Source organism: Paenibacillus glycanilyticus (assembly GCF_051200795.1).
Lineage (GTDB): Bacteria > Bacillota > Bacilli > Paenibacillales > Paenibacillaceae > Pristimantibacillus > Pristimantibacillus glycanilyticus.
Window position 1 is genome coordinate 4,490,131 of the sequence record NZ_CP195155.1, and the last position, 12,754, is coordinate 4,502,884.

The 12,754-nt window shown below is 49.4% G+C and carries 10 protein-coding genes; 5 read left to right on the top strand and 5 right to left on the bottom strand.

Annotated elements, in window-relative coordinates; translation table 11 throughout:
* Window positions 1-6: 6 nt before the first annotated feature.
* The 3 genes from ACR9FF_RS20475 to ACR9FF_RS20485 all read right to left on the bottom strand — a co-directional run bounded on the left by ACR9FF_RS20475 (window position 7) and on the right by ACR9FF_RS20485 (window position 3,469).
* The gene (locus tag ACR9FF_RS20475; protein ID WP_127490599.1) at window positions 7-876 is read right to left on the bottom strand and encodes a carbohydrate ABC transporter permease; all 870 of its coding nucleotides are present in this window, start codon (window positions 874-876) and stop codon (window positions 7-9) included.
* Window positions 877-895: 19 nt separating this feature from the next.
* Window positions 896-1,795, bottom strand: coding sequence for an ABC transporter permease (locus tag ACR9FF_RS20480; RefSeq protein ID WP_127490600.1), 900 nt, complete (start codon window positions 1,793-1,795; stop codon window positions 896-898).
* A gap of 78 nt (window positions 1,796-1,873) precedes the next feature.
* Entirely contained in the window at window positions 1,874-3,469 is a 1,596-nt protein-coding gene (locus ACR9FF_RS20485; protein WP_435164298.1) for an extracellular solute-binding protein, read from the bottom strand.
* 313 nt (window positions 3,470-3,782) lie between these two features.
* Here ACR9FF_RS20485 and ACR9FF_RS20490 point away from each other — a divergent pair, with 313 nt between their 5' ends.
* The 4 genes from ACR9FF_RS20490 to ACR9FF_RS20505 all read left to right on the top strand — a co-directional run bounded on the left by ACR9FF_RS20490 (window position 3,783) and on the right by ACR9FF_RS20505 (window position 9,762).
* Window positions 3,783-6,086: a helix-turn-helix domain-containing protein gene (locus tag ACR9FF_RS20490; protein WP_435164300.1), complete on the top strand. Its 2,304-nt coding sequence runs from the start codon at window positions 3,783-3,785 to the stop codon at window positions 6,084-6,086.
* 66 nt (window positions 6,087-6,152) lie between these two features.
* Window positions 6,153-7,580 carry a spore germination protein gene (locus ACR9FF_RS20495; protein WP_435164301.1) on the top strand — a complete coding sequence of 476 codons (1,428 nt, stop codon included), beginning with the start codon at window positions 6,153-6,155 and terminating at the stop codon, window positions 7,578-7,580.
* Window positions 7,577-8,662 (top strand): GerAB/ArcD/ProY family transporter, encoded by a 1,086-nt coding sequence (locus ACR9FF_RS20500; protein ID WP_435164303.1) that lies wholly within the window; start codon window positions 7,577-7,579, stop codon window positions 8,660-8,662. The genes ACR9FF_RS20495 and ACR9FF_RS20500 overlap by 4 nt, the downstream gene beginning before the upstream one ends.
* A complete protein-coding gene (locus tag ACR9FF_RS20505) occupies window positions 8,659-9,762 on the top strand; it encodes a Ger(x)C family spore germination protein (RefSeq protein WP_435164305.1) in 1,104 nt (367 codons plus the stop codon). Before ACR9FF_RS20500 ends, ACR9FF_RS20505 begins: the two co-directional genes overlap by 4 nt.
* Window positions 9,763-9,882: 120 nt before the next feature.
* Here the strand turns inward: ACR9FF_RS20505 and ACR9FF_RS20510 are convergent, their stop codons facing one another.
* Entirely contained in the window at window positions 9,883-10,920 is a 1,038-nt protein-coding gene (locus ACR9FF_RS20510; protein WP_435164307.1) for a glycoside hydrolase family 88/105 protein, read from the bottom strand.
* Between the two features lie 151 nt (window positions 10,921-11,071).
* Here ACR9FF_RS20510 and ACR9FF_RS20515 point away from each other — a divergent pair, with 151 nt between their 5' ends.
* Window positions 11,072-11,953, top strand: coding sequence for a helix-turn-helix domain-containing protein (locus ACR9FF_RS20515; RefSeq protein WP_435164309.1), 882 nt, complete (start codon window positions 11,072-11,074; stop codon window positions 11,951-11,953).
* Window positions 11,954-11,968: 15 nt separating this feature from the next.
* Here the strand turns inward: ACR9FF_RS20515 and ACR9FF_RS20520 are convergent, their stop codons facing one another.
* On the bottom strand, window positions 11,969-12,748 hold the full coding sequence (locus tag ACR9FF_RS20520) for an AraC family ligand binding domain-containing protein (RefSeq protein ID WP_435164311.1): 780 nt from the start codon (window positions 12,746-12,748) through the stop codon (window positions 11,969-11,971).
* Window positions 12,749-12,754 lie beyond the last annotated feature (6 nt).

The window sequence follows — 12,754 nt, forward strand, 5'->3', positions numbered from 1 at the left end:
CTTCGCTTAGCCTTTTACCGATCCAATCATCGTTCCTTTCTCGAAATATTTCAGCAGGAAAGGATATACGACAAGCACAGGCAACGTGCACACGATGACGGATGCCATCTTCAGACTCTCCGGTGCCGGAGGAATCAAATTCGTTGCCGTCGTAAACGGATCTACCTTGTTTTCGATTAGAATTTGCCGGACAACCTGCTGAAGGACAAACTTGGACTGGTCGGTCACGTACAGCAAATTATCCATAAACGCGTTAATATGGTGAACCATGGACCACAGTCCGATCGTGACAAGCGGCGGAATTGAGAGCGGCAGCACGATGCGGAATAAAATCCCGATATCCCTGGCTCCGTCGATCCGGGCTGCTTCAATTAAGGCATCGGGAAGCGACCGGAAGAAGGATAACATGACCAGAACCTGAAAGGCATTAGCCGCCGTAGGCAGCACGTAGACCCAAAGGGAGTTAAGCAAATGCAAATCCTTCATAAGCAAATAATGAGGCACGATCCCTCCGTCAAAAATCATGGTGAAGAGCAGAAGCAAAGTAAGGAGCCTTTTGACGGGAAAATCGGGACGCGACAGCGGATAAGCCGCGCAGACGGTAACGAGCAGCGTGAGGGCCGTACCCACGACCATCCGGAAAATCGTATTCGAGTAGCCGGACCAGATAAACGGGTAGTTCAGCAGCTCCCGGTAGGCCGTCCACTGGACATCCCTCGGGAAGAAATGGAACCCGCTGCGAAGCGCCTCCCCTCGTCCGCTGAACGAAACGGCTATGACATGGATAAACGGATACACAACGATTACCGCGAGTGAGGCCAATACAAAATAAATGATGCCGGGGGCAATACGTTCCTGCCATCTTCTTGCCTTCATGACAAACTTCCTCCTGTCCCTACCATAACCCGCTCTCTCCCCGGCTCATTTTCCGTACAAGCAGATTGGCGCCGAGAATAAGCAGAAGGCCGACCAGCGACTTGAACAGACCAATCGCCGCCGTATAGCTGTATTGGAATTGCTGCAGGCCTACCCGGTAGACATAAGTATCAATCACATCGCCGGTTTCGAACGTAACCGGGTTAAGCAGGTTGATGATTTGTTCGAAATTCGCGCTTAAGAACCCGCCGAGACTGAGAATAAACATAATCGCAATCGTAGGCATAATGGACGGAATATTGATCTTAATCATCCGCTGCCAGCGGTTGGCGCCATCGATAATCGCGGATTCCTGAAGCTCCGGGTTGATCCCTGTCAAAGCTGCGAAATAAATAATGGAGCCCCAGCCCAGATCCTTCAGAATCGCGGAAATAACTACAATGGAGCGGAAATACTCCTTTTTCCCCATATAGAAGACAGGCTCTACCCCAAACCATCCCACGATTTCAGCCAAAACCCCGGTCGTTGGCGACAAAAAGTAAATGATAAGCCCCGACATGATGACCCACGATACAAAGTGGGGCAAATACATCGTCATCTGAATAAAGCGCTGGAAGTAGCGCGACCGGACTTCGTTAAGCAGCAGCGCCAGAATAATCGGTGCGGGGAAAGCAAAAAGAAGCAGATACAAATTAAGAAGCAGCGTATTTTTAAGGAGACGGTAGAAATCGCTGTTCTGGAACAGCTCTTGAAAGTGCTGCAGCCCTACCCAAGGACTTCCCCAAATGCCGTCCACCACTTTGAAATCCTTAAAGGCAATGATCACGCCATACAGCGGACCGTATTTGAAAATGAAGAAAAAGAGAAACGAGAACAGAAATAACGAGAGCAGCTCTCCGTGCCTGCGTATAGTCTTCATGCCACACTTCCTTGCAACCTTGCCCGGTCCGCCCGCAAGAGCTGGCATCAGCCCTTGCGGGTCCGCGGAGCCGGCCGGTTAATTTTTGAATTGCGCCTGGTACAGCTCGTTAGCCTCTTTGGTTAACTCGTCGCCGCCTCTAGCCTTCCATTCCGTTACGAATTTATCGAAGTCGTCAAGCGGAATTTCACCGCTAATAATCTGTGCGAAATACTTCTGCATAAGCGCGGTCAGATCCGCCTTGTATTTGCCGTCGGACGGCAATACCGAGAACAGAAGGGCATCCGTCAGGTTCGGCGCGGACGAATACGTTTTGATCGCTTCGTTCAGCTTCGGATTGGAATATTTCTCGCGGTATGCCTGCGTCGTAATGTTGCCAAGCGAGAAGAGACGGATTCCTTCCTGGTCGCGCTGCTCCTGCTTCTCGAATGCCGGAAGGAACTTGGTAGCCCCCGAAGTCGCTCCGCTGTCCGCAAAATCCCAATGCGTCCCTTTCACGCCAAGGCTGGTCATGTTAATCGTTTCTTCATCGCTGCTTTCCGCGCGGAGAATTTCGTACAGCTTCTCCAGCTTCTCAGGCTGATCCTTCACCTTGCTGCCGATCACGACGAAATTGCTCTTCACGCCCCAGTCCCAAGATCCATCTCCGCCCGGGCCTTTCGGATTTTTCGCGAAGACAAGCTCCGCGTCTGGACTTAAGGATTTCATCTCCGTTACGGTGCCGCCTTCCGGAAGCGCGCCTTTGGCGATTTGCTCTTCAATAACGCCGATCCGGTTGTTGTACAGCTTCTTGCGGTAAGAATCCTGCGTATCGGTAATAAATTCAGGGTCAATAACCCCGTCCGCATACCACTGCCGCAGCTTCGCCAATGCTTCCTTCGTCTCCGGCATAACCGAGCCATTGACGATCTCGCCATTCTTCTCATGCCACATCGTTGGCTCCACGCCAAACGCCCCAAAGATCGAGTAGAAGCCGGAGGACCAGGTCGAGGTAGCCGTGCCGGTCAAGCCGTACGTATCTTTCTTGCCGTTCTTGTCCGGGTCTTTCTGCGCAAACGCGTATACCGCCTGCTCGAATTCGTCCAGCGTCTCCGGCACCTTCGTAATGCCGACGTTATTCAGCCAATCCTTGCGCCAGAGCATACCCAGATCATAAGGTTTCAAATCGATAAACATCGGAATCGCCCACAGCTGATCGTTAAAGGTAACGGTCTGGAACAGCTTGCTGTTTTTTTCGATATCGGTATAGTATTCCGGCATCTTTTCCTTCAATTGATTGGGATCAATGCTCATGAGCACGCCTTGGTTCTGATAAGCCGACACGTTAGCGGGATCACCCAGCATAAAGATATCCGGAATATCGCCGGAAGCGATACTGGCATCGGTCACTTTCACCGGCTTAATCTTGACGTTGAATTTCTGTTCCAGCCATTTCTGAACCTCGGTGTTCTCCACGACGCCCGCAGCCTGGAAATGGATCCCCCATGTAATTTCAATCGGCTTTGCGTTTGCTTCTTTTGTTTCCGCTGGCTCGCTTGCATTTGCGCTTGGGCTGGCAGTAGGATCCATTGTTTTATTATTAGTCGTGTTATTCGAATTGGAGCTGCAGCCCGCGAGTAATCCCGCAGCCACGATTGCCGCCAATGCGGCCTTGCCCATTGTCTGTCGTTTCATTTGCAATTCAATCTCCCCCTATTGATTCGGTATAATGGACCGCATCCAGGCTCTGGCTCCCGGCCGGGTTATGGGAGCGGTTACAATATTTACGATAGCCTTCTCCGCCGGCGTTCTCAATCCTCTATTCCAATTCTCTTTTATGTTTTTCCGCTTTTGCGCCGGTTTGAACGCCTTATGTTTTTCTCTTTTTTGTATGTTTTTCGCGCATTTCCTTTCCAAGGGAGGCAACTGTGATATAATCCCCGTATTAGCGCCCGTTGTTTGGCGCCTCGTTATGTAAGCGCAATCATCGAGACAAGGAGTGAATCCAATGCCGGGCTCAATCAAGCAGAACAGCATGTTCGTGAAGCAGCTTCTTTCCTTAACCGCTATTGCCGTCATCACGGTTGTTCTTATTGCATCCGTTACTTATTCCATCTCGGCAGACAACAGTATTCAAAATGCGATTACATACAACGAATCTGTCCTTACCCAGCAGCAAGAGCTCATCCACAAAGAACTAACCTCCATTAAATATAACGCTTCAAGCATGATTGCGACCCAATCGTATCTTTATCAAATGAAAGGAAGCAAGCTAAGCGTCAGCTCCCTTATCGACTTAACCGGCTTTGTAGCCGAACAGAAAAAAATCAGTCCTTACATCGATTCCATCTATATTTATTACGCTCCGCTGGAGCTTGTCCTGACCTCGCGGCAGGAGATCCGGACCTCCCCGATCTCCACCTTCGCGGACCGGTCCTGGCTGGATACGTGGAAGCAGCCTTCGGCAAGCCGTTCCGTCTGGATTACCGGGAGAGAGGATGGCTTCTCCACCGATCATTCCGCGGCCAGCCTGCTTCAAAAAATGCCGTTGATCGGCCAAGTCAACGGCGCTATCGTGATCAACTTGAAGCTGGATCTACTGTTTAACGATTATTTAAGCCATTACCATAATAAAAAAGGCACCACTCTCGTGCTTGGAGCAAACTCCGAGCTGCTCTATACCGATGCGGCCGACGGGGATCGATTAATGAAGGCTGTTAATCTCAGCCGTCTAAACACGGAAAGCGGCTCCTATATCGATGATTCCGACCGGATCATCTCCTACACGACCTCCGAGCTGACAGGCTGGAAGTTTATCGACGTCACGGAGAAGTCGGCCCTCCTGCAAGGGATGGGGCGTATCAAAGTCATCGTGGTCAGCGTAGCCGCGGCTTATCTGACAGCCGCAATCGCCATCTCCTTTTTCGTGTCCAGAAGATTGTACCGTCCGCTCCACAGCGTCATCTCTTATATTGAGAATGCCGCGCATGACCAGCGGGATAGTGGAATCAGACCTCTACCAACCGGTGACGAGGCGGGTTTTATCCGGCAGCGGTTCGAGCATATGATCCGCAGCTGGGAGACCCTCGCCAAGGAAAAGAGGAAGGTTGATTCCCTGCTCACCGACAACCGTACGGCAATTAAAGAAAAATACCTGAACGATCTAATCCAAGGCGGCGAAGGAAACGGGCAAGCCGTGGAGCTGCTAGGGCTGCGGATTGATTTCTCCCGGTTTGCCTTGCTTACGCTTGAGCTGGAGGAGCCGTATCCCGTAAAGGACGATCTTTTTCATTTCCACCTGCTGCGTTACGGGTTTATGGATGAATTAGGCGCGGATATCGACGGCGAGGTATTCGCCAAGGATGATAAAAGAACGGTTATTCTATTGGCTGTTCCACCCGACAATGACGAATTTCCTCTGGAATACGCCAAGAGGCTGAAGCAGCATATGCTCACCAGGTATGGATTAACGGTTACGATTGCCGTCAGCCGAATAGGCACGGGAGAGGAATCGGTAAGGCAGGCTTACGAGGATACGATTGCGGTCTTGAACCTGAAAATCTATATCGGTAAAGGCGAGGTGCTGCCCTATTCGATCTTGGGCGACTGGCAGACCGGAGAAGAAGATGCCTTTTACTATCCGTATGATCTGGAGGCTAAGCTGCAGCAGGCGCTGCTTCAAACGGATAAAGAAGAGTGCTATGATACCCTCCGGGAAATCACCGGGACCGCGATGGATAAAAAGCTGAGCAAGGCCAATATCCAGCAGCTGTTCTTCCAGCTGAGCGGCGAGATTGTCAAAACCCTTGTCCAATCCCGGGGGGATATTGCCGCCGTATTCGGCAGCCGCGCTGCTTATGCCGATTTAATTGCGCGCGCCGAGACGCTGAAGGATATGGAGAAATGTCTGATCGAGATGTGCGGCAGAATTATCGACTACCACCGGGAGAAGCGCTCCAAAATGACGGACGTCACCTTGCAGCTCGCCATCGATTACATGGACTCGAATTTCAATAACAACATTTCCGTCGATACCGTTGCCGAATACGTGGAACGCAGCTCCTCTTACTTAAGCCGTATTTTCAAAGAGTCCACGGGTATGACCATCAACGACTATTTGATTCAACTGCGCATCAAAAGAGCGACGGAGCTGCTAGGCCAGGTTAACCTGTCCATTGAAGAGATCTGCCATGAGATCGGGTATGCCAATGTCAGCTACTTCAATAAGATCTTTAAAGCCCGCACGGGTCTAACTCCCGGGCAATACCGGCAGCAGCAGGCCGCGGATAAGCTGATTACCCATAACCACTAATCATAATTTTCCTGTTGTTTGCTCATAATACGTAAACAATGCATGGAAAATACAGGTGGTGAAGTTATGGCTGTCTCTTACGCTCAAATCAAAGAATACTTGTCCGATTCCGAGGATCTGAAAGCTCAAAGCCTCATTCTTCCTAATGCGGCGGCATGCACCATCCTCTATTTGGAATCCATGGCTAATCTGGAATTCATTCAATCCTTCATCATCCAGCCCTTGCTGGAGACTCCTTACCACAACATCGAGCAGTTTGCAGCTGCCACCGGGGCACAGAAATCTTCCGATCTTGAATTCATCGGCCATTCTTTGCTGGATGGTTATTGCGTTATCCGTCTGGAAAACCACGAGAATGTTTACATGATTTCCGCAGCTCAGTCTTATGGCCGTTCAATCGACGAGCCTATGGCTGAACAGATCATTAAAGGCTCTCATGAAGGCTTTGTGGAAAGCCTCAGTACAAACCTTTATTTGCTTCGATACCGGATTAAAAGTCCGCAGTTCAAAGTAAGGTACTTCACTATTGGCACTCTGACCAATACAAAGGTAGCCATGGTCTACATGGAGAAGCTTGCCGATCCGAATATTGTGAAGGAATGCGAAAATCGGCTGAAATCCATCAATCTTACCCAGCTTTATTCGACGGGTGAAATTGACGAAATGCTCGAGGAGCATCCGCTTTCCCCTTTTCCCCAATCCCTGAACACGGAACGAACGGACCGTGCCGTTTCTTATTTAATGGAAGGTAAGATCAATATTTTGGTGGATGGCTCCGCGACGGTATTAGTTCTTCCGATTACGTTCTTCTCCTTCTACCAGTCGCCGGATGATTATAACAGCAGGTGGATAATCGGGTCCTTTTACCGTCTTGTCCGGATGATCAGCTTCATTCTGGCTATCAGCCTGCCTGCGATTTATATTGCCATCGTTTCCTATCATTCGGAAGTGCTACCGCCGGGGATCCTGTACTCGGTTAAGGTTTCCCTGACTTACGTTCCGTTTCCCCCTATTGTTGAAGCCATCGCTATGCAAGTTATTCTAGAATTATTAAAGGAAGCCGCCATTCGGCTCCCTTCCCCTATTTCACAAACCATCGGCATCGTTGGGGGCTTGGTCATCGGCACAGCCGTTGTCGAGGCGCATCTTGTCTCCCATACGATGATCGTCGTGATCGGGCTGACTGCTATCGCTTCCTTTGCAGCACCATTAAACGAATTTGGGACCAGTCTGCGCATATTGGGCTTTCCGACGATGCTTGCCGCGGCTTTGTTCGGCTTTTTCGGCATCTCCGTTATGATGATGGTCATCTTTATCCATCTGTGCAAAATCGAAACGCTTGGCGTCCCTTATTTCGCGCCCTTTGGTCCGTTTCATGGAAAGGACAGCATGAAGGATATCTTCCTTAGGCTTCCGGTTTGGAAAAGCCAAAAAAATGCCCAGCTTCCCGGTCCTTATAAACAGTCGTTTACTCAGAGGTGGAAAAGGCATTGAATATATCAATTACGCAGAGACAATTGTTTTTCCTCATCATTAAAACGCAGATTGGCATAGGGCTGTTATCGCTGCCTTCCGTCATACAGAATTCCGCCGGCGGAGATGCATGGATATCCGTGCTGGGCTCGGGCCTTGTCATCCAGTTGTTGATTCTTGTGTATTGGCGCCTATGCAGCCAGTACCCGGGGATGAACTTAAGGGAGATGAGCCTGCTCTTCTTCGGAAAATATGCCGGCAAAGCGGTCAATTTTATTTACTACTGCTTTTTTGTTGTTGTTGCGGGTTATGCCTGTACCCTCTATGTCCGTCTTATAAAAGTCTGGCTGCTTCCATTAACTCCAAGCTGGGTGCTCCTTCTGCTTATTCTCGCGGTGGGCGTTTACCTAGCCGTAGAAAATTTACGGGTTGTTGCAAGATTTTACGAAGTAGCCTCCATCCTGTTGATTATATTGCTGGGGATAAGCCTGGCAAGCCTTTCGAACGAGGCCCATATCTCCAACATTCTGCCAATGGGTCAATCCGGCATTGCCCACATCGCAAAAGGCAGCGAAAAGACGTTTTTTGCCATGCTTGGGTTTGAAGTTATTCTTTATTTTGCGGCCCAATCGAAAGATACGCCTCGCGGCCTAATAAGAACCATTTCATTTGCCAATTGGTTCGTGACGTTGTTTTACGCCTTTTTTGTATTTATTTGCTTAATCGGGTTCAGCCAGGATGCTTTGTCGAAGGTAAAGGATCCCGTCTTGTTCCTGCTCAGAGGATTGACCTTCCAGCTTTTTGACCGGCTGGATCTGATCTTTCTTTCGATATGGATCATCCCGATGTCCGCAACTATCGTTTCTTATCTGTGCATGGCCGGCAAAAGCCTAACAAAAAAAAGAAGCGCCTATCAACGGATGGTATGGTTCAGCGGTACGCTTGTGTTAGTGCTGGCCAGCTACTTGTCGACTCGCGAAACCCTTGATACCTTCAGCAAATGGATGGAATACGGCTATCTCGTGATGATTGCGGCGGTTCCCCTTCTGATGTGGGCGATGTCCTTCTTGTTCCGCAGCTTTTATAAGAGGAGATTGACATGATTAAGAAGCTCATACCTTCGGTTAGCATTGTCCTATTGCTGCTTCTTCCGGGATGCTGGGACGCCCAGTATTTGATCAATAAGAAATTAGTAAACGGGATTGCGATTGACTCGCAAGAGAACGGACAATTGCGGGGCACGGTTAAAGCCATTATTCTCGAAAGCAAAGGCGGCGGCCAATTTAACGTGAAAGATAAATTGGAGCAGGCATCCGGACGCAATATCCCGGAAATCGGACATAAAATCGACAGCATGCTCCCGGGGACGATCGAAGCGAATAAAGCCTTTGTTATCATAGTTGGGGATGAGCTTGCGAAGAAGGGCATCATGCCCCTATTGGAGTTTTTTTACCGTCTGCCGAAAGCTTATTTGAACACCAAAGTGCTGATTGCAAAAGGACAGGCTGCCGATATTCTAGCGGTACCCGAGACGGAAAATAATCCGATTGCGTTTGATATCAAGCAAATGATTTTTAGCTCCGAAAGAACCACGCTGGTAACGAATCAAACTCTGTATTCCTTATGGAACCAGATCTCGGATCCTGCTGAAGACGCAATATTGCCGATCATCCGCAAACTGAACAATCGCTCGCTTATCATTGACAGCACGGGTTTATTTAATGGAGATATCTTTACCGGGGTCACCTTGTCCCGAAACGAGAGCGGCTTATTGCTGCTGCTTAAAGACAAAATGAGCAATGTGGCTTGGCTGGATGTTCCTCTAGAGACGAATGTGGTTTCCTTTGAGGTACGCAAGATGAAACGGAAGTTCGAGGTAACTGTCGATGAGCAGACCCAATCGATTGAAAGCAACATACGAATTGATTTGTACGGTAATATCGTCAGCTATACCGGCAATCCGGACTGGTCCGTCAATCCCTCTCAATTAAGCAAAGAGCTGGAAAAGTCCCTAAGCAAGCAAGCAATCGCGGTAACGGATACTTTGCTGCAAGCGAATTGCGATGCTTTTGGTATTGGGCGTAAGCTTAAGGTAAGCCATTCCGGTCTATGGAAGAAGATCGATTGGAAAACCAAATACCCTCAAATCAAGCTGAAGCCGGAGGTGCGTGTACACATTACAAGCACCGGAGCGCTTAAATAATGGATGCCTTATACCGGACAAGACCCCATGCTTCCGGGAAGCATGGGATCTTCCTAGCTTTCTATGCCTCTTCCCGGCATTGACCCGGCGTCATGCCTAACGTCTTCCGGAACGAGCGGATTAAATCGCGCTTACGACTTCCGTATTCTGAATCAATGCAACCAGGTAAGCCAGCGTTAAGCCCTGCCCCCAGCCTTGCACCCGCTTCCTGGAAATCACCTTGTAGTCGTCCGCCGAATACATAACCGCCGTACCGGCGGATACATTCCGGACCGAACCGTCATCATCGATATTGGCGCGGATGCCTTCATAAGCTTTGGCCATATAATTCTGATGCAGCGGATGCGCGTAAATCGTCAAGGCTGCGGCAATGCCGGCGGAAGCCGAGGTTTCCTCGTACGAGGTCTCGTCATTCAAGACCGTACGCCATAATCCGTCCGGCGACTGCAGTCTGACCAGAGAGCTCAACTGATCGCCAAGCGCTCCGCCAAGCTGCATCCACATTGGCATAAACGGATTAAGCATTTTATGAGCCTGGGCCATTGTGTAAGCTGCCCATGCATTCGCTCTGCCCCAATAGATGCCGGACAGGTGATCTCCTCTGACATTATCCCATGCATGGTAGAACAGATTCGTCTTCGTATCCTGCAAATATTCTTCATGCCAGTAGAACTGGTTAAGCGCATCGTCGATATATTCCTTCTTGTCCAGCTTGAAGCCAAGTCTGAGCAGGAAATACGCCGCCATAAACAATGTATCCGCCCACGCCTGCTCGGGAAAATCGTTTTTGGACGAAACGGTATGCTGGAATACGCCTTCTCCAAACCGGATCGCATCCTTGCGCAGGTATTCGGCTTTCATTAAAGCGAGATCCAGGTATTTCTGGTCGCCCGTCGCTTCATGCAGCGTCAGCATCGTATGTCCCATGGCACAGGAATTAACCATTAAGGCCGGAAGCCCCAGCTCCAAATACTCGTCCACCCATTTCACCAGAAAATCGATATATTCCTGATTTTTCGTTACTTCCCAAGCTTTGCTGATGCCGTAAAAGGCAACTCCGCAAGACCAGTTCCACGTAAAATCCATATTCATCGTTCGGCGTACGACAAGGTCGATCAGCTCTAATACTTCCTCTTGGTTCACTTCAAATTTTTTCATCGTCCAAACCTCCGTCTGAAATCGCTCTCATACCCCAAGAGTAGCATGAATTTTGCATGGATTTCTCCGCATTTATACATAATTACTGCTTAAACCCCGCAAATATTGATATAATGAGATGCGAATGTCCTTGAAAGGAGTTCATCTCAATATGACGATAACGTCGCTTCCCAATATCCTCCGGTTCGGTTCAATCAGCGAGCCTTTATGGATTGAATTCGACCGGAGAATCGGCTACCATTCCATGGACACTACCCATTATCATCGTTCGTACGAATTCTTTTATTTGTACAGCGGTGAAAGAAAGTTTTTTATACGCGATTCCGTTTATCCTATTCAGTCGGGTGATCTTATCCTCGTCAACACCAATGACGTCCATCGGACTTCCGAGCTAAGCCAGCCCAATCACGAGCGGATTGTCCTGCATTACGACCTGCCGTTCTTTGACGGTTTATCGCAGGAGGAGACCGAACTGCTGCTGTCCCCTTTTGCTTCCGCGCATCCCATCATCAAGCTTAACCTGCAGGAACGCATGCAATTGGAGGCTTTGTTCGAATCCTTGCTTCGCGAGCTGCATGAATGTCCGCTTGGCTACCAGCTGCATGTCCGGAACACGGCCGTCGAATTGCTGCTGTTTACAGCCCGTCACGTTCAGAGACGCAAGGTGCAGCCTGGCATCGAGCTTGAGCTTACCCCGGTTCAGCAGAAAATAACGGATATTGTCCGCTATATCAACCAGCATTTCAGAGAGCCATTGCTTCTAGATGACCTCGCCAAGCGGTTCTTCATCAGCAAGGGACATCTTAGCCGCGTCTTTAAGGAGGTTACCGGCTTTGGCTTTAGCCAATACATCAACATTACCCGGATCAAGGAAGCCGAGCTGCTGCTGAAGGAAACCGACTGGAGCATCACTCAAATATCCGAGCATTGCGGCTTCGAGAACTTTTCCCACTTCGGCAAGATGTTCAAGGAGCTGTCCGGACTTCCCCCCCGCGCTTACCGGAAGCTGGAGCAGCATAAAAATAACGGTTAAGCAGCTGCTTAACCGTTAATGGAAATGCGAGATATAATCAAACGCCGTTGTGCCGTAAACGCTCTTGAAATGTTTATTCAGATGAGTCAAATCCACGAACCCGCATGCGGCTACCGCAGAATAAATATCCTTGCTGCTCTCGATCAGCTGCTTAGCCCTTTCGATCTTGCTGTTAAGGAAATATTGATACGGCGATATTCCGGTATGCGCCTTAAATAATCGGATAAGCTGATATTTCGATAATCCAAGCTCCATGCAAATCTCATCCAGCTTCAGAACATGATCCAGGTTATCGTGAATCCTGTCCTTCGCTCTTCGGATCAAGGCATGATCCGTTCTGCTTCCGTATTGCGAAAGACCGGAATCGGCAAGGCGATCCGTCAGCGCAAGCAATAATTCGCTGCATAACGCTTCATCCTTTTCGCCTAAGATGGCATTCGTCAAATTAAGCACCCTATGCTCCAGCTCCCGGTCATACACGATAGGATTCGAGAAACGCAAAATCTCCTTCTTCTCCATAACCTCCAGCAGCAGCTGCGGTTCAATATACAGCATGACGTAATCAAGACCCGTCTCGTCATGCGCCATTCCGTCATGCGTCTGCTCCGGATGAAACAGCATGATGCCGTTCTTATGGGATAATTGCAGGCTGCCGTCCAGGTTATAACGCTGAATGCCGCGCAAGGTAACGCCGATGGCATACTCCTGATGGGCATGCTTCTTATATTTAAACTCCGTCATTGTAGCCGATAATGCGGTAATGCCGGCCGACTTTTTATAAATAAACCTCTCCATCTTACT

Bases quoted from the DNA above. Each gene is read 5' to 3' on its own strand.
- ACR9FF_RS20475 (WP_127490599.1), bottom strand. From the start codon at position 876: ATGAAGGCAAGAAGATGGCAGGAACGTATTGCCCCCGGCATCATTTAT.
- ACR9FF_RS20480 (WP_127490600.1), bottom strand. From the start codon at position 1,795: ATGAAGACTATACGCAGGCACGGAGAGCTGCTCTCGTTATTTCTGTTC.
- ACR9FF_RS20485 (WP_435164298.1), bottom strand. From the start codon at position 3,469: ATGAAACGACAGACAATGGGCAAGGCCGCATTGGCGGCAATCGTGGCT.
- ACR9FF_RS20490 (WP_435164300.1), top strand. From the start codon at position 3,783: ATGCCGGGCTCAATCAAGCAGAACAGCATGTTCGTGAAGCAGCTTCTT.
- ACR9FF_RS20495 (WP_435164301.1), top strand. From the start codon at position 6,153: ATGGCTGTCTCTTACGCTCAAATCAAAGAATACTTGTCCGATTCCGAG.
- ACR9FF_RS20505 (WP_435164305.1), top strand. From the start codon at position 8,659: ATGATTAAGAAGCTCATACCTTCGGTTAGCATTGTCCTATTGCTGCTT.
- ACR9FF_RS20510 (WP_435164307.1), bottom strand. From the start codon at position 10,920: ATGAAAAAATTTGAAGTGAACCAAGAGGAAGTATTAGAGCTGATCGAC.
- ACR9FF_RS20515 (WP_435164309.1), top strand. From the start codon at position 11,072: ATGACGATAACGTCGCTTCCCAATATCCTCCGGTTCGGTTCAATCAGC.
- ACR9FF_RS20520 (WP_435164311.1), bottom strand. From the start codon at position 12,748: ATGGAGAGGTTTATTTATAAAAAGTCGGCCGGCATTACCGCATTATCG.